The organism is Loigolactobacillus iwatensis (genome assembly GCF_003950295.1).
GTDB lineage: Bacteria > Bacillota > Bacilli > Lactobacillales > Lactobacillaceae > Loigolactobacillus > Loigolactobacillus iwatensis.
Window position 1 is genome coordinate 1 of the sequence record NZ_RHNP01000024.1, and the last position, 22,269, is coordinate 22,269.

The following is a 22,269-nucleotide window of genomic DNA, read 5'->3' on the forward strand; positions in this document are numbered from 1 at the left end:
TGTAACGGACAAAAAGAAAAATCCGGTAAGAACTGGAAAACTCACCAGTTCTTACCGGAACTAATCTTAGATTGTTTACTATTTTTGAACATTATTCTAGAGCGTGCTCCAAAATCCTGATTTCACAGCCTAACTACGGCTAGTCCACTGCCATTTAAATCTGGCGGTGAACTTTCAGCGCAACCAACAACCACACAATTAGCGCTAAGGACAGCGCAATGATAAGTAGCCAGGCCCCACCTAATTTAGCTAATGGTAAATGGACGTTCATCCCGTAAAAACCGGTAATAATTGTCGGCACGGCCATTGTCAGCGACCAAATCGTCAGCACTTTCATGGTATCGTTCATATTGTTATTGACAATACTATCAAACGTATCCGCAATTCGATCCACAACCTGCGTTTCAATCGTAATCATTCGCTGCACCTGCTCGGCTTCAATGGTTGCGTCCTCCAGCATCTCTTTTTTAGTTTGATCGGAAACTTTACTAAAATACGTCTTTGGCAGTTCGTCTAGTAAATCAAGGTTCGATTGGGCCGCACTTGAAAAAAAGGTCAGTGTTTGGCGTAAATACGATAACGCCAACAGATCTTTGTTTCGCGCATTTTTATTAAGTAACTTATCCAACTGATTGCGACGCTTAGTGATCGCCTTAATAATTGAAATATAACTATCCATCAATGAAAATAGCGCCCGCAAAACAAACGAATCGTTCCGTTTAATCTCAGGATTTTGTTTAACCGTCTTAAAAATGGCGTTGACCCAATCAAGGCCACTTTCATTAAACGTAAATAACGTTCCTTGATGAATCAAAAAGCTGACTGGGCGGGTGATATAGCGCAACTGCTCCAAATCAAGTATGTACGGCACATGAACGATGAAAAGCTCAATATTCTCATCGGCATCATAGACGTAATGCGGGTTTTCATCTTTATCAGTCACATAAGTGATCATCTCATCAGTTAAGCCATACTGCTGCTTGAGTTTGACGCACTCCGGGGCCGTTAATTTCTCCGTTTCGATCCATTTATAATTATTAAGCGTATTTGCCGCATTAATCATGACTGCGTCTCCTTTTTTCGAGCAATGGGTTGTAATTTATTTTGAAAGACTTTTTTACGCTTGAAGGGTTCAAAAAATGATCACTTTACGCAAACTTGCTCTAATTCTCAGAATCGATTATACCACATTAGCTTTTTTAAATATGTTTACACCAGAGTGTCAAAGAAAGGCGCTCGGCTTCTACTTCGTAATTTTGAGGTAGAGGCTGAGCGCCTTTCTGGTAGAAACGTGTTTAAAAAAGCAGATTCCTGCGGTTGCCATGTTTCAACTTGGCGGTTTTCGCCGTAGTTGAATGGACAACGTATGAAGCATCTAGATTATTAGCGTTTTGTGCTAATAATCCTCAATTGCGTAATAGTAGCTACAACAGCCAAATCACCTTTTTCAAAGGTAATTTGGCTGTTTAGGCTGCGATTCGGACTTCGGCTCATCTTAGTCCGATCGACATCGTAAGTAATGCTCAGAAGCTGAGCGCCTTTTCTATTGGAAACGTGTTTGGAAAGGCAGCTTCTTCCGCTTAGCTACAATCGCCAAATAATTCATTTCATGAATTATCCGTCAATTTAGGCTAATGCTCAGAAGCTAAACGCCTTTCCAAACACTCTTACAATCCCATGGTTTGCAAGATCAGGTAGATGTTCAATCCAACCAGCACCACTGCACACGTCCAGGCTGTGTACTTCACCCAGGTTCGGTTTGCAAACTCTCCCATTAACTTCTTATCACTCGTAAATTTAACTAATGGGACAATCGCAAACGGTAAGGCGATACTCAGGAATACCTGTGAGAAGGTCAGTAGGTTTTCGATCTTGGCCTCATTGCCGTGGTAGTAGATGGCGAACGCTAGGACTGGTGAGACTGAAAGCAACCGTGTTACTAGCCGTTGCGCCCACAGTGGCATTTTCAAATGAATGAAACCTTCCATAATAATCTGGCCGGAAAGCGTTCCGGTGATGGTTGAGCTTTGGCCGGAAGAAAGTAGTGCAATGGCGAACAGCATGCTGAGTACTGGGCTGGCAATCGCACCGATAACGTGTGAATTGCTAAGTGAATTAAACAGGTCAACGAAGCGGCCAACTGAGCTGTTAGTGCCGAAGAACAACGCCGCACCAAGAATTAATAGTAGGCTGTTAACGATAAAGGCAATGGTCAATTGAATATTGGAATCAATTGTGGAAAACTTAAGTGCCTTGGCAACTGCCTTATGGTCCTTACGATCAACCGCTCGTGTTTGTGAAATTGATGAACCAAGGTAAAGGTCATGGGGCATGATTGTTGCACCGACAATACCTAAGGCCAAGTACAGCATGGACTTATTTGTCACAATCTTGGCGCTTGGAACGTAACCCGCAAACAAGGGGCCCATTTCCGGCTTTGATAGAAACACCTCATACGAGAAAACCAGTAAGATGACGGCCACTAAGGTTGCCACAACGGCCTCGATCTTCCGGAAACCTAGCTTCATTAATAGTAGCAAGATTAAAACGTCCGCAGTCGTGATTAGAATCCCAACAATCAGAGGAATTTTGAACAATAATTCTAATGCAATCGCCGAACCAATAATCTCAGCGATATCAGTCGCCATAATAGCAAGTTCCGTAATAATCCATAAAATAAATCCAGTTCGCTTGGAAGTTCTTTCTCGCGTTAGTTGGGCGAGATCCTTACCAGTTACAATTCCTAACCTGGCCGCCATAGCTTGTAGTAACATGGCAATCAAACTTGAAATCAAAACCACTGACAACAAGCTGTACTTAAATTGAGCACCACCGGAAATCGATGTTATCCAATTGCCGGGATCCATGTAGCCCACCGCAATTAAAACACCAGGTCCAGTATAACTTAGTAATGTTCGCCAGAAGCCCGCATTCTTAGGGACCTCGACACTCCCATTGATCTCGTCTAAACTCTTACTGTCGTTTCCGGCATCCGCAAACAACTTATTCTTTGGTTCCGTTACACTCGCGCGCATTTAAGCCGCCCTCTTTCCATTGATTTGGAATTCAGTCTTTACTGAGTGAGTACTCAATTAACTTCCAACACTTATTATAGCCACATTTAAAGTTTAATCAAGCCTAACTTTTATATTATTCGCTAAATATTAATTATTTAAGGACAAGTATCGGCTGTTATCCTTGACAAACGCTGTTAAACTCGTATACTCAAGCATTGAGTGATAACTTAATTACGCCGTGAAAAATCTGACACACTTGATGGTAAGTAAAAGATATTTCCCGTAAATTAATTAAATCATTTTTAAAAACATTTTCGAATTTATGTACTCTACTAAAAAAGACGTTAATAAATTTTTATCATTAAGGGATGGTGAATTACTTGGAAGACGTCGAATTACAGATATTTAAAGAAACCCATGTTTTTGAGAACATGACCACTAAACAGATGCACATTTTGGTTGCCGCGATTGATATTTTCGCGGAAAAAGGCTACGCAAACACAAGCACCAAAGAAATCGCGACCAAGGCTGGTGTCGCTGAAGGCAATATCTTTAGTAAATTTAAAAATAAGCGCGGTTTATTAAATGCAATTATTGCCCCAATTATTGACTCAATCTTTCCCGCGTCAATGAACGATTTTATTAAAACGCGCCTAACTAAAGAATATTCAACACTACACGATTTTTTCGATTCAATCATTAAGGACCGCGTTGCCTTTCTAGCGGCCAACTCCAAAATCATCAAAATCTTTGTTTCCGAAATGTTATACGATCAATCAGTTCGACAACAGATCATTGAAAAATTTTCTGGCGCCTACTGGTCCAACATTAATCAAGAACTGAATCGGTTGAAGGCCAAACACTTAATCGTTGAGCTGGATAACATCGAAATTCTAAAGATTATGTGGTCAATCACCGGGGGCATTATTATTGGTCATTTATATTTCGGCCAATCGCTATCCGCCGATAAAATTGATCACGCCATTGGGGCCTTAGTTAAGGCACTAAGCCGCTAAAGTGGCGCCTTACCGACACTTTTCAGCTCAAATAGCTGTAGTAAAATCCAGCACGCAAAAAGACGTTTCCCTGAGTTTTCAATAACTCAAGGAAACGTCTTTTTTGATTTGAACGTTAATTTTCCCAAATTAGGCAGGAAAATTCTCGTAAAAGTAACCGATAAGTTACGCAGCATTAAAGCTGTGGTTTCTACTCAATTAGACTAACTAAACAATTAAATTGGCCAATAATCAAGGCTCAACCACTGCCAAGGTGGAATGGAGGCGCTGGCGTATCAGCCGTGTCGAAGGTACTTGATGACCGAATCCTAGTCATTTAGTACCTTGCGTGATTGACAAGATCCATTTTCTTTTCCGAATGGGTTTAATCGGAAAGAAAATTAGCTTGTCAACGCGCCACGCGTTCCATACGCCAGCGCCGGAATGGAACCTAACTAAATCTGCCCATGTGTAATTCAGTAGTCAAGCGGCATAAGCACTATTTTTAATAGCGCTATAATTCAATTTAAATATGAGCGCTACACTCTACCACCATTAGTTCATTGAATTCACAGATGCCTGCATTTCTGTTTTTGGTGGCATCCAACCAGCAATATCGGTTGTCCGGAAACTATAGTCTAATGGCACGTGATAAGCTTTTTCGTAGGCCGCACACTTTTGCGCGTAGTCTTGCTTCATCATTGCCAAACTATTGTCGCGAACACCCTTGGCTGGATCAGGATAGATCGGCTTCAAAACATGCATGATGTACGCAACTTTTTTAAAATTGTCGCTTTCGATATCGGGCAAATCGCGCATTTCCACAAAACAAGAAATAATTGGCACGTTAAACTTAGCCGCATAATAGTAAGCCCCACGTTTTACCGGCCGCGGTTTGCGGTAATTAAACCACATTTCCTGCTCCGAATAAATCAAAATAAGTTGTTTCTGGTCCAAAATATTTTTTAAGGCTTCGGGAAATTGTCTGCCCATATAATCTTTATCTGGTCCCAACGGAATTGTGTCGTAGTAGGTCATCAAATAGCCCAAAAAACCTGGCATTTGCAAGTTTTCCAGTTCGCTAACGACATAAAGGCGTGACTTACTCATTTTTTTGACGGCTTTGTGCACAACTAAGCTATCCAGCGGACTAAAATGATTGCTGGTGACAATCCCACCGCCATCGACATTTTGGACATTTTCCAGTCCTTCAATTTGAGTACTGTGCAAGATCACTCTAGTTGCAATGTTCATAATTTCCCGCGTAACGACGTTATTATATTTATAGGTTTTGGTTGTTTCTTTCTCAAGGTAGCTTGCTAAAAATTCTTCTTGCTGCTTACGGGACAACTCTGGATCATCGGTCTCCACTTTATCATTGAAGCGTCCCTCTTCGGCGGCCTTTTGAATATTGGCAATCACCTGCGTTCGGCCACCCTGAACAATCAATTTATCAATCATAACCGGATTTTTTCGCCTCCTAATGCTGCCTTCTTGAAGTTCATCGCCGCTTGGGCAACTTTTGGCGCCGTGACCAGCAAACCGGACAAATTGCTCTGATCGTATTCTTGTTGTTCTGCGGAATAATTATCCCGCATCGCAATCAATTGATCATAGTAAGGCGTCTCTTTAGCGTAGGGCCAAAAATAACTTTCAAAGGCCGTATGCTTGTACTGCCACGGCTTAGCAAACAAATTATAGTGAATCAGCTTGGGTGAAACATCCTTTTCCTTAACCGCAGCAGCTTGTGTATTCCATTCGACGCCTAAACGCAAAATTCTGTCGTGGCCCATTGCGTTAAGGTAATCTTGGTCCGGCGCAATTGTTTGAAAATGATATTTATTGTATAAAGTCACAAATTCATGGCCCAATTTGGTTGCCCGTAATTCCTTTAGGTTCATCACCAAAATACCAGAATTGATGTAATCAGTAACCGGCACGCCCACCGCTTCTTCACTATATTCAACAGTTTCCGGATTGCTGCCAATAAAGACATCCGGTATCCCGGCAACTAAATTGTTACCAAGCTCAATGTTAAAGAGCTGCGAAATATCCCCGGGAACAACGATATCAGCGTCAAGGTAGATCGCCTTATCGTATTCTGGGAACATGTCGGCGATAAACAGGCGGAAGAAAATTGTGTAAGTAAAGTAGTCTCCCCGGAGCTTAGCCTGCTCACCAGTAATGACGTTTTCTAAACGGCCTTTCATTGAAACAAAGCGAATTGGAAATTGGTCAGTCCCAATAGCGGCAATATCCTTTTGATTTTGTTCCGAAATACCTTCGTGCAAAATAATAACTTGGTAATCATAACCGGCCGTAGCGTTATCAATAATTGATTTTAGCGCCACAGCTAAGAATGGTACGTATTTGTCATCAACCGAAAAGAATAACGGTATCGTTTTTTTTGTCGTTTTCAATAGTTTATAATCCCTTCATTTTTGGCATCAAATGGCGGTATTCAGTTAAGATATCGTCATATTCGTATAATCCTAGTTTATCGTGGACCTTATCGACTTCCCACGGCTTAACCTTCAAGGTGTGAATCCACGGGAAAAGGCGGAAGCTGGTGGTGAAATGTTGGAACACCGTTTTTCTATGCAAACGGCGCTGATCATTAAAGCGATGGGACACGATTTTCTTAGATGTCGCCAACTTGTTAATTGCTGATTGATCAGGCATGAACATCTTTTTTTCTTGGCACATTGAGCGACACTGACTAAATAACCCAGTTTTTTTAATTAATTTGAGGTTTAACAGTAAGACACCGGAATTCACGTAATCAAAATGGTCCACACTATTGTGGAAAAACCACTTGCCGTAATAATCCAATACGCCAACAAACTCGTTGCGGCTAATATCCTGGTGGTAAAATGACCGAAAATTCCTGTGGCAAACAATGTCAGTATCAAGGTATAAAAGTTTGTTGGGCAAGTTTGGCACTAAATCGGCAAAAAGGCGCAACATACAATAAGGTGTAAAAATGGTGTTCAGATTAGCCAAAGGTTTTTCTTCATTAAATAACGTTGTTACATCAATCTTTGTCACTGAATTTAGCGGATTAACTTGTTTAACCTGCTGCTCCAAAAATTGAACTGTCCGATCACTCACGGGATAATAGCTTGTTTTATTGGTTTGAATGGATGCCGTCATAATATAAATGTTGAGTGGTTCGGTGCTATGTTTTAAAAGTGAAAGAATCGAAATTAGTAACCCGTCCGCCATCTTCTCGTTGCCGCAATATAAGATATTCATCATATCATCTCTTTTCGTACTTAACGTATTCATAGGTGCTATTTTGGCTGCGTTGCACCATGCAATCATGAACTTCCCTGCACAATTTTTCTTGCTGAGCCTTCTTGCTAAGCGTTTGATCAGGTAAAAATGGCCCGTCCACGTACAGCGTTAACCGCGGTTTCTGCCCAAAACGGCGTTTCTGGTAGGTCGTCGTCATACAAAACGCTGGCACCTTATTTTGAACGGGGTAGTGAAAGGAAACGGTGGAAAAAGGCCGAATCTTCGTATAGTACGGCCAGACGTGGGCCTCCGGATAAATTGTCACAAAATGGCCTTGCTGCACCTTCTGCCCCACTGCCGCGGTAAAAGCACGCATTTGGTGTAAGGAACCCGGAATGACTAGCCCACCCATCATTGGGATCACCCGCCCGATCACTGGAATTCCTAAATTTGCTTCACTGGCAATGACGTAAGCCCGCTTGGTCAGCGCAACTTGCAGTGGGATGACAACATCGCCGATTGGCTGCGTGTGATTACCGTATAAGAAAAAGCCAGATTTTTGGTATTTTTTGATTACTTGTCGGTTTTTAACCTTAAGGTGCAAGCCTAACTTGCAATAACAAAAGCCCAGCAGCCAGGCGATTGCATAGGTAATCGCTGAACCAAGCTGGTAAAACACATTGGTGTGAAGCCACTTGTAGTCTTTTGGTAAGTGCTTATTTTGATTTTTGCTAGTCACCATATCGTCCGTAAACGAGTGATAATACTGAACGTTTTCCGCTTTCACCTAAATCCCCCTCCTGACTTGCGCGTGGCGAATGATTTAGCGTTCGTGCCCACGGTTGGTAATGGAAAATTAATCAATCCCTATATTTTAACACAATTAGCGCTTTGCTCATTTAAGTGATTACTCAATTAATTCTCCCAATCCAAAGTATATTCAATTATAATGTTTAGTCAACCCTAACTTTAATTTCAATTAGAATTATTTTATTTATGGCCGCCATTCTAGTCAATCGATTAGAAAATTATGAAATAGTTTCAAGCAAAGGCCTGTTTATCTGCTTAATTACTTCATTAAAGTATAAGAAAGTAACGATTAACTTTCAAATATTTAGGCCTGAAGGTTACTCGGACTTTAGTCAGTTAGGTCATACACCTTTACTAGTCCCTTTCTGGCCGATTAGTGGAAACGCGTTAAAAAAGCAGATTCCTGCGGTTGCCATGTTTCAACTTGGCGCCTTTCGCCTTGCTAGTTCTTGCGGCACGAACTTTGCCACAAGAATAGACAACATTCGAAGCATCCTAAGTTATTTGCGATCTTTGCAAATAACTCACCGTAATTGCGAAGTAGTAGTTGAATGGACAACGTATGAAGCATCAAAATTATTAGCGTACTTAGCTGCGATTCGGACTTCGGTTCACCTTAGTCCGATCGACATCGTAAGCGAAGCCAGTAATAATTCTCAATTGCGAAATAGTAGCTACAGCAGTCACTTCGGCCGTTACACGGCCAAAGCGCCTACTTAGGCTAATCCTCAGAATCTAACCGCTTTTTTTAGCACTCTCTATTCTGAAACGTGTTTGAAAAAGCAGATTCCTGCGGTTGCCATGTTTCAACTTGGCGCTTTTCGCCGTAGTTGAATGGACAACGTATGAAGCATCAAAATTATTAGCGTACTTAGCTAATAATTCTCAATTGCGAAATAGTAGCTACAGCAGTCACTTCGGCCGTTACACGGCCAAAGCGCCTACTTAGGCTAATCCTCAGAATCTAACCGCTTTTTCAAACACTCTTAGTCTGTTCCAATCGCTCCCCAAATCATTGCGCTAATATCTTCATAGGTGAATTTGTCGGCTGGGTAAATGCCGTTTTTGATGTTTTGGACGTGGCGCTGGACGATGGAAAACACTGCCGTCATGTGTAAACTAACGTGGGTTGGTCTAAGAATCCCCGCCTTGATGCCGGCATTCAGTAATACCGTTACCGGGTTGGCAATTTTCATTGCGTCATCAATGTAAGCTTGGCCTTGACCCCGCAAGGATTTGATTTGTTCAATGACGGTTAAGCTATCGGGATTGGCCAGGGCAAAATCATAAATCGACCTTGTATAAGTCCGCAAACGTTGCCGCAAAGGAAGCTCCGAGTCCGTAATTTGCGCCATGTCCGTTGTTGCCACAACCTTCTCTAACTCTCGCCGATAAACGCTGCTTAGCAGAGTTCGCTTATCCTTAAAGTACAAATAAATGTTCGACTGGGCAATATTGACTTTTTTGGCAACTTTAGTCGTTGAAACGGCCGCCGCGCCTTCATTAATAATGATCTGCGCCGTCGCGTTCAGAATCCGTTCTTCTTTGGTTATATCTCTCTTTTTCATGTATTTAGTGTACGCGAGATAAGTAAATCCTGTCAATGTTGACAAAGATAGATCTATCTTTTATACTAGCAACAATCCAGTTAAAAGATAACTATATCTGCAAAGGAGTCTTTAATTATGAAATTAACTTTACTTGGATCACTTGGAAATATTGGTCGGCTGACAGTGCCGGCCCTAGTTAAGGCCGGCCACGAGGTAACGGTTATTACAACTAATCCAAAACGACAAACTGCCATTAAAGCAATCGGCGCCATCCCCGCTGTTGGGTCGATGGCGGACGAACAATTTTTAACGACGGAATTTACCGGCGCCGACGCCGTTTACCTAATGTTATCCGGTAACGCCGGTACTGATCTACTAGCGGCGGCCAAAACCCAAGCGCAAATTTTTCGGCGGGCAATTACGGCCGCCCACGTGCACAACGTGGTTGATCTCAGCAGCATTGGCGCTGACGGCGGCCCAGATGTTGGTTCACTCTACGCCTACCATTTAATTGAAGATGAGCTACGAAAGCTCAGTGACGTGAATCTCGCCTTTGTGCGGCCAGTTGGTTTCTACAGTAATTTGTACGCCAATCTCCCCACGATTCGCGCACAACACACCATTTTTGCCAACATCCCGGCCACGGTACAGCGGGCCTGGACTGACCCACGAGATATCGCTGCAACCGTTGTGCCTTTACTTGAGGCAACTCCGGCAGGTCAAACTGTTCACTACGTCATCAGTGATCATTTTTCCGGCGAACAATTAACAGCTGCACTACAATCCGCCCTGGCGCTACCAGACCTTAAGTACATTGAAATCAGCGACAAACAGTACACCAATAATTTACTGGACCAAGGCGTTCCTAAACAAATTGCCGCTTCATTTGTTCAAATGAGCACAGCCCAGCGGCAACCCGAAAAATTCTACGCCGACCTGAAGCAGCATAACCCAACCTACGGCAAGATCAAGCTAGCCGATTTTGTCCGTGAATTTACCGCTGCTTACAATAACCCAGCAAACAAAAAAACGGCCGCAACCTTAGCCGAAAGAACGAAGAAATAGTTGTTTTTAAACTGAAAGACCAACTTTAAATGGTTGCTTTGAAGGCTGAATTACCTTTAAAGTTACTGTTTAAAGTTGGTCCTTTTATTCATTACTTTTTCTACCCAAATCAATAAATACACGTCTAAAATAGAAGCTAAATAAGCCCAGAAGTGTCATTAAACTAACTATTAGCCCCGCCTTTAGTCCTCTAGGAACAAAATGAAGCCTAATCTTATTTGCCCCGTTATTTGCCAACTGGATTTTAGTTAGCTCACCATACGCTCGTTTTACTGAAACTTCATGGCCATTAACAGTGGCGTGCCAGCCAGTGTCATAAGGTACCGTCATAATTACAGTTTGGCGTTTCTTACCAGTGATTTTTGCGGTCACAGTACTGCCAGCAATATGCTGCTGGCTAACGTGATGGCGAACTTGTTGTAGCTGGGAAGTAAGCTTTGCGTTAGGTTCCAATGAGGCAACGCTTGGGTGATTAATCAATAAATTATTTTGCGGAGCACGATCAAGCGTGAACTTAACTGGTTGCCGCGCCCGACCATAACCAAGATCAAGGATTCCATTTTCACCGAAATTAAAATCAGTCAGCACCGACTTTCGGTCACCTCGCGAAATCGTCACTGGTGCGTAATGCAAATTATTGCTGAAACCAGTTGCATTTAAGTAAAGATATAGCTCACCATTAGTGGTTGGCGTTATCTGATAGGTTTGGCGTAAACCAATTTTCTGAAGTGGCACGGCCTTAACCAAACGTAACACCGGCCGCTTAAATAATCCCTTAGCTAGGATATTTTGATTAACAAAAGGTGTCGTTTTACTAGTCAAAATATTTTGCTTGGTATTATCGAACTTTGACGGAAACAGTAAGGGTAAACTACCAGCATTGTGGGCCACACTTAAATGACTACCGGCTATTTTTTTGTGTGTCTGGTAACTACCACCGTAAGTAGTAGGTTGACCGTGTCCCATATAACCATTATTTCGAATTAGTGCATCCAGTGAATGCAGCGGATCTTCGACCACATTGCTAATACCAAAGTAACGGTCCATAAACGCAGTACTACCATTACTGTAGTTGGTCCAACGCTGGTCCTGTAAATAACCTAATTTGGCCATTAATCGAATGGTTTGCTTGGATTCACTGCTACTATAGTGCGACATTCCCGCATAGTTAAAAAGCAACGGATCGTTATCACTTCTTGAAAACGCCATTTCCGTGCGTAAATTACGTAAAGTTAAGTTTGGTAATTGGTCTAAAGCAGCAGCAACTTGGTCAGTAAATGTACTGAAATCAGTGGTACTCGGCGCCGTGTAATTATTTGCCTCAATGTGTCGATCGTTAAACGCAACCTCCCCAACAGCAACCAACAACAGAAGATAAATCAGGCCTGATGTGAGTTGCTGGCGGCGTAATGCGTCCTTTTGCGGCCACAGCATTATCAAAACAACATTGAACACCAATAACATTAAATTGAGCATGGCCGCCTTTAAAGATAGAAAATAAGGGTATTTAAAATGATAAACAAATATCACTATAAAAATGAGACCACTTATGCCAATAAATCGTTTTTTATCGAGACCAGCGGCCATTTGTGATAAGCCAACATAGGCCAAATACAGCATAAAAAAGACAATCACAAACGCAAAACGATTATAGAACCCCTGTGGTGGCGTACCACCGTGCCAAAGCGTGTTTAAGGGTGTAAACCACGTACTAAACACTAAAAATGCTAATACAATGGCCGCCGAGATTTTAGCACGCCGAGAAATTGCCCGGGCACAAAAATACGCCAAAATTAAAACAAAAATTAGACTGGAACAATAAATTAATGGTGCTCCATTGACCGCCCGATCAAAATTTGATGAATACGTACCGGCCAAAAATGACCGTCCAAACCCGTGAGAAAGACTGTAGCCTTTTCCAATCATTAATAAGTTGGCCACTGAGGAGCGCTTAATATTATGTAACGAATTCAACGTTGGTAACCAAATGACCGTTGTCACAGCAACCGTCGCCACGACCGCCAAAATAAAGTGCTTGAGCGCTGGCCAAATCGGTTGCTTGATCCTGCCTTGCAACCGGTATAATAACCAGACAAAGCTAAAAAAGCCAACCATAAAGGCTATGTAATAATTGAGCACAATCGTAATGCTTAACGTTATAATCAACCAACTTATTTTACCGGTCGCAAGCAGATGATCCACCGCCAGTAATACCAGTGGCAACATGATGATTGCATCAAACCAAATTATGTTCATTGAAAAGCCGATAAAAAAAGAACTTAAAGCGTATAACGTACTAAAAATCAGTTTAACCCAGGCCGCATTTTCACTATTTAGATTCTTATTGGGCTGCCGGGCAAAAAAGAGCACCATCGTTAGACCCAATAACCCAATTTTCAAACTAGTGATTATCGTTATTGCAGCTGCCAGATGAGGCAGTGGCACCAGCAAAAGGATAAGATTCAGTGGTGACATTAGATAATAGGTAATAAATCCAAAAATATTACCGCCTAAAGTAAATGAAAATGAATAAAACGAGTGCCTAGCTATTATTTGTTTAAACGCCGCGAAATAATTGATATATTGATTATTTAAATCACTTCGTAGCAACGTATTGGTCCCAAATGGCGTGATGTGCAATGAGGCCAAAATAATTAATAAAATTAAAATTGGTAGACACAACGATAATGTATAAAAAAGTTTCCGGTTTTTAGCCAACATGTTTGGCCCTCCAAATATTTTCAACTCCCAGCTAAGGCCAATATTAGCATAATTCAAAAGCTTATAGTAGACCTTCTTTATTGGCCAATATTCAGCCTATAATCATCTAACCCATGGCTCTTTAGCAAGATCATTTGGCTTTAGATTCACTTTGCTATTCATCATCAATCCCGATAAACAATATTTTCATTAGCAATTCACCAATTAATTCCCGCTAATGCTACACTATTACTTGCACCAGCAAAAAATCACTTTCGTAACCCAACATTCAAATTAATTAGGAGCACACTATGATTAAACAAATTATGCATGATCCAAATTTTTTATCTAAAAAGGCAGTGCTGGCCACCAAAATGGATGCCAGCGTCATCACCGATTTACGCGACACCCTCAAGGCCAACGAAGCCAATTGTGTAGGCATGGCCGCGAATATGATCGGCGTCAATAAACGAATCATCGTTTGCCAAATGGGCGCAATGGCTATTCCCTTAGTCAATCCTATAATCACGAAAAAGATTGGGGCCTTCACAACTGAGGAAGGTTGTCTATCATTATCCGGCGAACGTTCAACCAAACGTTACAAAACAATCGAGGTCAGTTATCGCGACCAAAACTTTGTCGCCCACAAACAAGAATTCTCCGGATTTATTGCCCAAATCATCCAACACGAAGTAGACCATTGTGAAGGAGTGCTGATCTAGAGAGTGTTTAAAAAAGCGGTTAGATTCTGAGGATTAGCCTAAACAGACGAATTATCTGTGCAACAGATGATTTGGCTGTTGTAGCTAACCGCAGGAATCTGCTTTTTTAAACACGTTTACGCTAAGAGTGTTGGAAAAGGCGCTTAGCTTCCGAGCATTAGCCTAAATTGACGAATAATTCATGCAATGAATTATTTGGCGATTGTAGCTACTATTACGCAATTGAGGATTATTAGCTTAAATACGCTAATAATCTTGATGCTCCATACGTTGTCCATTCAACTAAGGCGAAAAGCGCCAGGTTGAAACATGGCAACCACAGGAAGCTGCCTTTTCCAACACGTTTACACCAGAGTGTCTAAAAAGCGCTTAGCTTCCGAACATTACTGACGTTGTCGATCGGACTAGGATAAACCGAAGTCCGAATCGCAGCCTAAACAGCCAAATTATCTGTGCAACAGATGATTTGGCTGTTGTAGCTACTATTCCGCAATTGAGGATTATTAGCCAGATGCGCTAATAATCTTGATGCTCCATACGTTGTCCATTCAACTACTACTTCGCAATTACGGTGAGTTATTTGCAAAGATCGCAAATAACTTTTGATGCTACGAATGTTGTCTATTCTTGTGGCAAAGTACGTGCCGCAAGAACTAGCAAGGCAAAAAGCGCCAAGTTGAAGCATGGCAACCGCAGGAAGATGGTTTTTTAAACACAATAACTGCCAGAGACACAAATAACGCTTAAATGTTCCACTGCGGCCAGATTTCATTTTGGTGCGCGAGGGCCAGCTGTGTCGATGATTATTAATGGCGGTCTGGGCCATTTAGAATCATGCGGGCTTGGCGAGATCCACTTTTACCCCATCTTTGCCTTTATCTGGTAAAAGTTAGCTCGCCAACCCGCCACGCGTTCCGTCCTCGCGCACCGGAATGTAATCTAATCTGTTTTGCATTGTTCCAGTCGAGTTTTGCGTTCTGAAAACTGGCTAATAATTTTAAATATGACTGCTACGATGCACTAACAAAAAAATCCACTCAACCAAAAAAATCATCTTCCGTAGAAGATGATTTTCAAAAACAGTTACCGACTTCACCATAGCGAAGCCGATATTAATGTAGCAATTAAGCCAATTCCGGCGCACCCAGTGTCACATTGTCAGGCGTCACATCAGCAGGCGTGTCGTCTTTCTTTTCGCCGCCGAACTGATTTTCAACGTATTCGCGGTATAGTGCGTGGTGCTCCACAAGGTAATCATGAGTTCCGTGGCCGCTTACCGTGCCGTTTTCAATAAAGTAGATCTGATCAGCGTTGACAATTGTGCTCAAGCGGTGGGCAATAACCAAGGTTGTCCGGTTGTGCATCAATTTATTCAACGCCTTTTGGACCATCATTTCTGATTCTGCGTCCAAACTAGCAGTTGCTTCATCCAACATTAAAATTTGTGGATCACGCAGGAAGGCTCGGGCAATCGCAATTCGTTGCCGTTGTCCGCCAGAAAGTTTGACCCCACGTTCACCAATCTGCGTGTTCAGGCCAGCAGACATGTTTTTCACAAAGTCCTTTGCGTAGGCCATCTCAAGGACACTCCACAATTGTTCGTCTGAATATTCGCCATCCAGCCCGTAAGTCAGGTTGTAACGAATCGTTCCGGCCAGCACAGCGGCGTCTTGGCCGACTAAACCAATCTGTTGCCGCCAGTTAGTCAAGTTCACGTTAGCGATATTCGTGTCACCAATTTTGATGGTTCCACTTTCTGGTTGGTAGAATCGTTCCAGCAAACTGAAGATAGTCGATTTACCACCACCGGAAGGACCGGCAAAGGCAATAACCGTGTTGGGTTCAGCTTTAAATGAGACATCGTGTAAAATTGGTTCACCAAGATCGTAGGCGAAATCAACATTGTTAACACTCAACGTTTTGCTGTGGGCATCAACGGTTTCACCGGCTGTGTGATCTTCTTCGGCGACGCTCATCAAATCCTGAATTCGCGTTGTAGAACCACTAGCCTTGGCCAATGATGAGAAGAACTGGCCTAAAGTGGTGAACGGGCCAATCAATTGGACCAAGTACATCAAAAATGAGAACATGGTGCCCATAGTCATCGTTCCCTGAGCCACACGACTAGCGCCGTACGCTAAGATGCCGACAATCATGCCCATCATTGCCATCGTCATCAAGGGGCCGGCGATTGAATCATAAACGGCCTCTTTCATGCCAAAATGATAGAGATGATCGACTTTTTGGTGGCCAGACTCACGTTCGACGTTTTCCGCAGTGGACGATTTCATTAACCGGGTCTCACTAATGACTTCGTTGGCCTCGCCACTAAAACTGGCCAACTCGTCCTGGCGGGATATCGCAATCGTTCGGGAACGAGTTCCAATTGGTAGCGCAATGAGAATGACGACTGGCACCACGATAAACATCAGTAACGTCATCTTCCAATCCATCAGCACCATCAGTACCATCGCACCGACTAATTGGAGCAAAGAGGTCACCATGTTAGGCAACGTGTTCGCTAACAGATCCTTCACCTGCGTAGAGTCATTGACCAACCGGGAAGAGACTTCACCGGCCTTATGGTCATCAAAGTAACTCACTGGCAAGCGCAAAATCTTGTCCCAGAGAAAATCACGCAACTTTGCAACGACGTTCTCACCAAAAATTCCCAGTGTTGTACCGGAAACCGCACTGATAGCCGCACTTAGTACGAATAGTGCCACGACCCCCGCCACGAGAGTCATATTCACGTTGTGGCCTAACTGATTAATCAACTTTTGTGCAAGTTTAGGCACCATCAGTTGCATGATTGTGGCCACTAAACCTAGTCCCAAACCAAGCCACAACTGCCAGAAACGTGGCTTTACGTCACGAATCAGGCTAAAGAAACCTTTGAAATCAAATCCAGAGCGTTTGAACGGCTTGCCATTCTGCGGTCCCTTAAATTCTTGTCCTGGCTGTGGGCCCTGAAACTTGTTACCCTGATCAGTTTCCTGAAATCCCTTTTTTTGATCAAATTGTTGTTCTTGCATGTTACTCGCTCCTTCTTTCATAAGCAACCGGAATATTATTTCCGGTCAAACCCAAATGGACGACCACGGTGACCGGCAAAACCTTCAGGACCAGCATCTGGATTCATGGGTCTCTGGCCACCGCGCTGGGATTGCTTCCAATTATGGTTCCAGCCCTTAGACCAGTCACCACCACGACTCCAGTTATCATCTTCCGCCGGCATTGCAGCCAACATTTTACGCATATTAGCAATTAGCTGATCCACTTCTTCATCTGATAATCCGGAAAAGGCAGTATTTTTGTATTCATCCTGCGCGTGCAACGTTTTGCGGCCAGCAGCAGTCAGTGAAATCAGCGAAACCCGCTTATCTTCAGTTGAACTATGCCGTTCAACCATATTCACTTCTTCCAGCTGACTGATCAACGCACTCACGGAACTTGGCCGAATATCGAAGGCCTCCGAAATGGCCGTGTTGGTTAATTCACCCTTATCCTCCAACAACTGCAAAATACGCATTGGTCCGCGTTCATTTTGATATTGCCGGGTTGATTCTGGCATGTTACTCGCCAAAGCAGCACCCACAAAGCCACGGCGCTGGAACAACTGTCCAAATAATTTCATTAATTCATCTGATTTTTTAGTCATAATTAAGTCCCCTATTCGTTTGCTATTTAGTTAGTTTTGTTTTCGTTCCTAACTAACAAAATGAAGTTTATACCAATAGTTAGTCTCTGTCAACAACAAACTAACTATTTTTTGAAAAAGTTTTTTCGCTAAATTAAGTTGTTTGAAAGGAAAAATTGCCGTCTAAACTGCATTGTTACGCGCCTGATTCACTTTAGCATTACTGGTAGTGGTACTCAATAAATCCCCTACCCCGAAAAATAATTTCACTTTATTGCGGATTTCCTACCTATAATAAGTTAAATAATAGAACCAGTCGCAGAACATTAATTATATAACAAGAGTTGGTGCAATTCTTTGCCTACTGAGCATTATTATTTTTCCCCTACTGCAATAATTAACATCGCTTTAAAATACAATAAATAGTTTCCTAATTGTTGTAATTGAAAGAGTAGAAGCTTATTATATAGCCAGATAAAATTTAACAGCTTTATTTAGAGCATCAAAAAAACTACTAGGAGATCCTATTATGGCTGAAACACATGAAATAATTACTTTAATTACCGGTGCCGATAAGGGCGTCGGCTTCGAAACTGCCAAAGAACTTGGGCAAAAGGGACAACGGGTTATCGTTGGCTCGCGCAATGTTGAACGTGGCCACGACGCCATTGGCCAATTGGCCGCGGCTGGTGTCAAAGCTGATCTGGTTCAACTTGACGTTACTGATAAGGCTAGCATCAAAGCGGCCGCGGACACAATCGAGCAAGAATACGGCTATTTAAGCATCCTGATCAACAACGCCGGAATTGCCGCCGACCATCATCAACCAGCCTCGCAACTACCTACCGATGACATTCGCAAAGACTTCGACGTTAACTTTTTCGGCCTGATTGACGTCACCCAGACAATGTTACCTCTACTGAAAAAAGCACCTTCCGCAAAAATTATTAATATTTCCAGCAATATGGGGTCATTAGGTTTAGCAACGGATCCCAATTCACGCTTCTTTAAGGTCAGTTCCATGGGCTACCAAGCTTCCAAGGCGGCCGTCAACTTTGTCACAATTAGCCTCAGCAAAGAATTGCGGGATGCAAATATTTCCGTTAATTCGGTCAATCCAGGTTGGACCGCAACCGAATTTGGTGGTCGGCCGCTGGACAGTCCCAAAATTCCAGGAATGCAGTCCGTTGAAGAAGGCGCCGCCCGCATCGTTGCCATCGCTAGCGACCCGGATAATAGCACTACCGGCACCTTTACTGAAAACGCCGGGACACTGCCTTGGTAAAACCGCGTAATAGCTAAAAGCAAAAGCAGCAGTTAACCGCCATTTTTGACGATTAGCTGCTGCTTTTTGCGGTTATTTTGAAAACTGTTGCGGGAGTGGGACAAAAGTCGGTTTTTGGTTTACTGCGTAACGTAAGTTAATTCAATAACCATACTATGGTCATTAAATTAACTGTAGTTAGGCACGTGAACCCAAACTTTTGGCGCACGTTCTAGAGTGAATTTCGAAAATTATTTTCACTAACGATTTCCTAAATTCAACGTCCAACCAACTATCCCTGCCTATTGAATTTCTGTTGTTCGGCCAACTCAGTTTTGAGCCAATCAACGTAATCCGTTTCCCGATTAATTGCCCGGCGTAAAATTAAATAATGACCGTAGTTGGTCTTAATCGCAGTCGCCGTGCTAAATAATAGTCGTTGCCGCGCCTTTAGGTGGGACAAATTTTGCTGATGGTTACTTAATTGTTTGGTCATCATCGTGGCGATAATTGGATCGGCCTGGGAACTCACAAAATAGAGCTTTAACGCGAACTCATCGTGACTGACCGGCAAATCATCAGTGGGTGACTGAATCCAGTCAGCCAACACCGTGGTTCCCTTTGCAGTTAACGAATAAAGCTTTTTTTCTAATTTTTCACCAACAATTTCAGTGCGAAAAGTAACGAGGTCAGCCGCCAACATTTTTTTCAATTCAGGGTAAATTTGGCTATGTTTGGCCTGCCAAAATTCACCAATCTCATTTTCAAAAGCAGTCCGAATCGCGTAACCACTTAACTCACTTTTCGATAATAAACCCAAAATAATGTAAGGCAACGTATTCTTTTTGGCCACCACAAATCCCTCTTTTAAAGTTATTGCGTTAATTATAGCAGAGTGCTTGGAAAAGCGGTTAGATTATGGAGTATAGCCTACTACTCCGCAATAGCGGAAGTATATTAGCAAAGAACGCTAATATTCTTTGATGCTACGGACGTTGACCATTCTTGTGGCGAAGACTAGGGAGCACAGTTATAAAGTCCATAACTGTGTTTCCTCGACTAAGTTCGCCTCAGTCACCGCAAGAAACATGGCAGCCAGGCGAAAAGAGACGCGCAGCGGATCGTTCGACCGGCGTAGCTATACGTAATAATCTGCTTTTTCGAGCACGTTTCAACCAGAGTGCTTGAAAAAGCGTTCAGGTTCTGAGGATTAGCTTAGATTGACGAATTATCTGTGCAACAGATGATTTGGCAATCGTAGCTAACCGCAGGAACCTGCTTTTCCAAGCACGTTTACATTAGAGCTGCCTTGAAAAAGCGGTTAGATTATGGAGTATAGCCTACTGCTCTGCAATAGAGGAAAAATATTAGCAAAGAACGCTAATATACTTTGATGCTACGGACGTTGACCATTCTTGTGGCGAAGACTAGGGAGCACAGTTATAAAGTCCATAACTGTGTTTCCTCGACTAAGTTCGCCTCAGTCACCGCAAGAAACATGGCAGCCAGGCGAAAAGAGACGCGCAGCGGATCGTTCGACCGGCGTAGCTATACGCAATAATCTGCTTTTTCGAGCACGTTTCAACCAGAGTGCTTTTCCAAGCACATTTACGTCACTTTAGAGATTTACTTCTAACCCTCTCACCAAACGCTATTTATTTCGGCGGTGATAGTTTTCGTCGAAATAGCTCCCTGCTCTAATTTCATCAGGCAGGCTTGCGTATGGCGCCTCGCTAATGACATCCTCGTTATTCTGTCCGGCGTCCCCAATATAAGTAATCTGCGCAAATTCAGGAACAACTAATTTCGGATAAGTTGCGTATTTAACCCGTGATTCTTCCATTAAATCAATATGTTCATTTTGGTAAGTCACAGTGATTTCAGGATGTTCTTCGACCCACTTTGGGAAAAAGATCGTACCGTGAATTTTCTTTTCGTTAGGCATGAAATCTAGCGCAACATCCGTTCCAGTTGGTTCGGTCCAGCTAATTTTATAAATACCCTCCGTCAAACAAACGATGTCGGCCTTTTGATCAGTCACCCAGCGGCCAGCGACCATCCCACCGTGAATTCGGTAGTCAACGGTGTGATCATTTTTCGCGTACCATTCATATTCCCAGCCATTATCATAGGTATAAATAAAATGTGTTCCTAAAAAATCATCTAAAGTCTTAAACTTCTTATCTGTCATTTGTAGCACTCCAATCATGTAATTATTTACATGATTATATTAACCTATATTTTCCATTTGTCAAATGACTGACTAAAAAAATCCAATTAAAAAGAGGATAGAAATTAGTTTTCTATCCTCCGATTGAATTATTTACTAGCGGCAAATGCGGCATTGTTTCCTAATCAAACAGTCAATTAGATTGAAACACCTTTAAAATTGCCATCATTCGCTTTGCTTTTGTTGTTGAATTTAAATTTTACCTTCACATATTTTTTCAAATGCTCTCTAGTTTATGCAAAGAACCAAGCGCTTGCCTCATTGTACAGTTTGGCGACCGTTTCAGGCTTATCTTCGCCAGGTAAATCCTGACTACTTTGTAAGCCAGTTCGTGCCAAAATGTAACACAGGCCTTGATAGCTTGAGCGATAGGTCGCAAGTTCTTTTGTATCGATGGCAATGGCCTGTCCTGGTACGGCGGGAATTAATTCGTCCCGCTCGTAAATGCAATCACCATCAGTTAATTTCCACACGCCGTTAACTTTTTTTAGGCGCGAAAAAATGCGTGCGTATGAATGAAGATCAACTTCTTGACCATCAAGTTTAGTGCGTGGCGACAGCATCATCACTGTCATCTCACCGATGGCCTTGTTGCCATTCACCCAAACAGAGGTGCTATTTATTTTATGCTTAGCGCCACCGCCATTTGCGGCAGAAACCTTTTCAAAATAACCTTTGGCCGGACCATCATACCAAGAAACGTGAATGCGAGCATCATCACTATAGCAGGCCGCTTCCTGTGGATAAAGGCCATTATCACGGCAGTAGCGTTCATATTCAAGTAACTCACGAATTTCAGCACGATCTTGAAAAGCTGCCTTATCAAGCTGGTTCAGTGGTGCATCATAAAAATTTTTAGTTGTCATTGCTAGGTCTCCTTTTTTGGTAATAGGTTCATATTTATATTGATCCTGCATAAACGTGTTTGAAAAATATCTTTACTAGTCACGCCTTGGCCAATTTAGTGGAAACGTGTTTGAAAAAGCAGCTTCCTGCGGTTGCCATGTTTCAACTTGGCGTTTTTCGCCATAGTTGAATG

General features: G+C 42.5%; 17 protein-coding genes and 1 pseudogene. 5 read left to right on the plus strand and 13 right to left on the minus strand.

Going from position 1 to position 22,269, the window contains the following annotated elements; all coding sequences use genetic code 11:
- Window positions 1–154 precede the first annotated feature (154 nt).
- Together EKM98_RS07345 and EKM98_RS07350 are read right to left on the minus strand one after the other, a co-directional pair.
- A complete protein-coding gene (locus tag EKM98_RS07345; protein ID WP_125981703.1) occupies window positions 155–1,063 on the minus strand; it encodes a magnesium transporter CorA family protein in 909 nt (302 codons plus the stop codon).
- A 604-nt stretch (window positions 1,064–1,667) separates the two neighbouring features.
- Complete coding sequence (locus EKM98_RS07350) at window positions 1,668–3,035, minus strand: Nramp family divalent metal transporter (RefSeq protein WP_125981705.1); 1,368 nt, start codon at window positions 3,033–3,035, stop codon at window positions 1,668–1,670.
- 350 nt (window positions 3,036–3,385) lie between these two features.
- Here EKM98_RS07350 and EKM98_RS07355 point away from each other — a divergent pair, with 350 nt between their 5' ends.
- Window positions 3,386–4,033 carry a TetR/AcrR family transcriptional regulator gene (locus EKM98_RS07355; protein WP_125981707.1) on the plus strand — a complete coding sequence of 216 codons (648 nt, stop codon included), beginning with the start codon at window positions 3,386–3,388 and terminating at the stop codon, window positions 4,031–4,033.
- A gap of 534 nt (window positions 4,034–4,567) precedes the next feature.
- Here the strand turns inward: EKM98_RS07355 and EKM98_RS07360 are convergent.
- Genes EKM98_RS07360 through EKM98_RS07375 form a run of 4 tightly spaced genes read right to left on the minus strand, consistent with a single transcriptional unit; the run spans window position 4,568 to window position 8,036 of the window.
- Window positions 4,568–5,473, minus strand: a complete 906-nt coding sequence (locus EKM98_RS07360; RefSeq protein ID WP_125981709.1) for a lysophospholipid acyltransferase family protein — start codon at window positions 5,471–5,473, stop codon at window positions 4,568–4,570.
- On the minus strand, window positions 5,470–6,432 hold the full coding sequence (locus EKM98_RS07365) for a glycosyltransferase family 8 protein (protein ID WP_125981711.1): 963 nt from the start codon (window positions 6,430–6,432) through the stop codon (window positions 5,470–5,472). The genes EKM98_RS07360 and EKM98_RS07365 overlap by 4 nt, the downstream gene beginning before the upstream one ends.
- A 4-nt stretch (window positions 6,433–6,436) precedes the next feature.
- The gene (locus EKM98_RS07370) at window positions 6,437–7,267 is read right to left on the minus strand and encodes a glycosyltransferase (RefSeq protein WP_125981760.1); all 831 of its coding nucleotides are present in this window, start codon (window positions 7,265–7,267) and stop codon (window positions 6,437–6,439) included.
- Window positions 7,268–7,271: 4 nt separating this feature from the next.
- Window positions 7,272–8,036 carry a lysophospholipid acyltransferase family protein gene (locus EKM98_RS07375; RefSeq protein WP_125981713.1) on the minus strand — a complete coding sequence of 255 codons (765 nt, stop codon included), beginning with the start codon at window positions 8,034–8,036 and terminating at the stop codon, window positions 7,272–7,274.
- Between the two features lie 209 nt (window positions 8,037–8,245).
- On the opposite strand from EKM98_RS07375, the gene EKM98_RS07380 reads away from it, so the two are divergent.
- Window positions 8,246–8,779, plus strand: coding sequence for a hypothetical protein (locus EKM98_RS07380; RefSeq protein ID WP_125981715.1), 534 nt, complete (start codon window positions 8,246–8,248; stop codon window positions 8,777–8,779).
- A 266-nt stretch (window positions 8,780–9,045) separates the two neighbouring features.
- Here EKM98_RS07380 and EKM98_RS07385 read toward each other — a convergent pair whose 3' ends face one another.
- Window positions 9,046–9,672: a TetR/AcrR family transcriptional regulator gene (locus EKM98_RS07385; protein WP_225418544.1), complete on the minus strand. Its 627-nt coding sequence runs from the start codon at window positions 9,670–9,672 to the stop codon at window positions 9,046–9,048.
- A gap of 72 nt (window positions 9,673–9,744) precedes the next feature.
- Between EKM98_RS07385 and EKM98_RS07390 the strand changes: the two genes are divergently transcribed.
- Window positions 9,745–10,674, plus strand: a complete 930-nt coding sequence (locus EKM98_RS07390) for an SDR family oxidoreductase (RefSeq protein WP_125981717.1) — start codon at window positions 9,745–9,747, stop codon at window positions 10,672–10,674.
- 84 nt (window positions 10,675–10,758) lie between these two features.
- Here the strand turns inward: EKM98_RS07390 and EKM98_RS07395 are convergent, their stop codons facing one another.
- Entirely contained in the window at window positions 10,759–13,395 is a 2,637-nt protein-coding gene (locus tag EKM98_RS07395) for a YfhO family protein (protein WP_125981719.1), read from the minus strand.
- A gap of 290 nt (window positions 13,396–13,685) precedes the next feature.
- On the opposite strand from EKM98_RS07395, the gene EKM98_RS07400 reads away from it, so the two are divergent.
- Window positions 13,686–14,096: a peptide deformylase gene (locus EKM98_RS07400; RefSeq protein ID WP_125981721.1), complete on the plus strand. Its 411-nt coding sequence runs from the start codon at window positions 13,686–13,688 to the stop codon at window positions 14,094–14,096.
- 1,199 nt (window positions 14,097–15,295) lie between these two features.
- On the opposite strand, the pseudogene EKM98_RS07405 reads toward EKM98_RS07400, so the two are convergent.
- Window positions 15,296–17,131, minus strand: a pseudogene (locus tag EKM98_RS07405) (ABC transporter ATP-binding protein); the annotation flags it as partial.
- Between the two features lie 35 nt (window positions 17,132–17,166).
- Window positions 17,167–17,757, minus strand: coding sequence for a MarR family winged helix-turn-helix transcriptional regulator (locus EKM98_RS07410; RefSeq protein WP_125981725.1), 591 nt, complete (start codon window positions 17,755–17,757; stop codon window positions 17,167–17,169).
- 508 nt (window positions 17,758–18,265) lie between these two features.
- Here EKM98_RS07410 and EKM98_RS07415 point away from each other — a divergent pair.
- Window positions 18,266–19,021, plus strand: a complete 756-nt coding sequence (locus EKM98_RS07415; RefSeq protein WP_125981727.1) for an SDR family oxidoreductase — start codon at window positions 18,266–18,268, stop codon at window positions 19,019–19,021.
- A gap of 271 nt (window positions 19,022–19,292) precedes the next feature.
- Here EKM98_RS07415 and EKM98_RS07420 read toward each other — a convergent pair whose 3' ends face one another.
- From EKM98_RS07420 to EKM98_RS07430, 3 genes are all read right to left on the minus strand, one after another.
- Window positions 19,293–19,853 (minus strand): PadR family transcriptional regulator, encoded by a 561-nt coding sequence (locus EKM98_RS07420; protein ID WP_125981729.1) that lies wholly within the window; start codon window positions 19,851–19,853, stop codon window positions 19,293–19,295.
- Between the two features lie 798 nt (window positions 19,854–20,651).
- Window positions 20,652–21,191, minus strand: coding sequence for a phenolic acid decarboxylase (locus tag EKM98_RS07425; RefSeq protein ID WP_125981731.1), 540 nt, complete (start codon window positions 21,189–21,191; stop codon window positions 20,652–20,654).
- A 272-nt stretch (window positions 21,192–21,463) separates the two neighbouring features.
- Window positions 21,464–22,096, minus strand: coding sequence for a nuclear transport factor 2 family protein (locus EKM98_RS07430; protein WP_164512671.1), 633 nt, complete (start codon window positions 22,094–22,096; stop codon window positions 21,464–21,466).
- Between the last annotated feature and the right edge of the window lie 173 nt (window positions 22,097–22,269).